This window comes from Vibrio sp. 378 (assembly GCF_033339435.1).
In genome coordinates, this window is record NZ_JAWOUO010000458.1 from 1 (window position 1) to 756 (window position 756).

Sequence of the window (756 nt, forward strand, 5' to 3'; positions counted from 1 at the left end):
CGGGCGATAACGTAGATGTACGCACCTTTACCGACGACGTGACATTTGAAGTCACGCCTGTCGTGGATGACATCGTGATTACGGGAACCGATCCAAGTCAGCCTATCGTCGTGACGGGTGATGAAGATACGTTGATTTCACTCAACCAGTCAGGTACTGGCGTTACGATCAGTCTGACCGACGATGATGGCTCTGAAAGCTTTGTTTCACTTAAGCTGACTGGCATTCCGAATGACTTTGTTGTTGAGTCTAATTCATCCGATTACATTGTGAAAAACGCAGGCAATGGCGAGTGGAGCATTCAAGTTAAAGACTTGACGCAAACTTCCATCGACTTGAGCGATATTCAAATTAAGCCGCCAAAACACTTTAGTGGTGAAGTTGAAATCGGTATCTCTGTCTTCATTCAAGAAGAGTTGTTGAAAGTGCCTACCGAGCGAAACAGTAACTTTACGTTAGTCGTTAACCCGATTGGCGACGACGTGGATGTTAACCCTGATACCCAAGTCTCAGGCAACGAAGGCGAAGACATTACCATCAACGTGAATGCGCTGGTGGTGGATAACAAAGAGTCGATTGGCGACGGTGCAAATTATCAAGAGAATGATCCAGAAACATTGAGGGTTGAGATTTCAAACGTACCAGATGGTGCGAGCTTGTCACTCCCAGATGGAACGACATTTGTTGATCAAGGTAGTGGTGTTTTTGTCCTTGAAATCACTGCACAAGACCTAGATCAAATCGTCTTTAACTCTG

General features: G+C 45.5%; 1 pseudogene. It reads left to right on the plus strand.

Annotated features, from left to right (window positions below):
* Window positions 1-756: pseudogene (locus R7Q48_RS26905) on the plus strand (tandem-95 repeat protein); the annotation flags it as partial.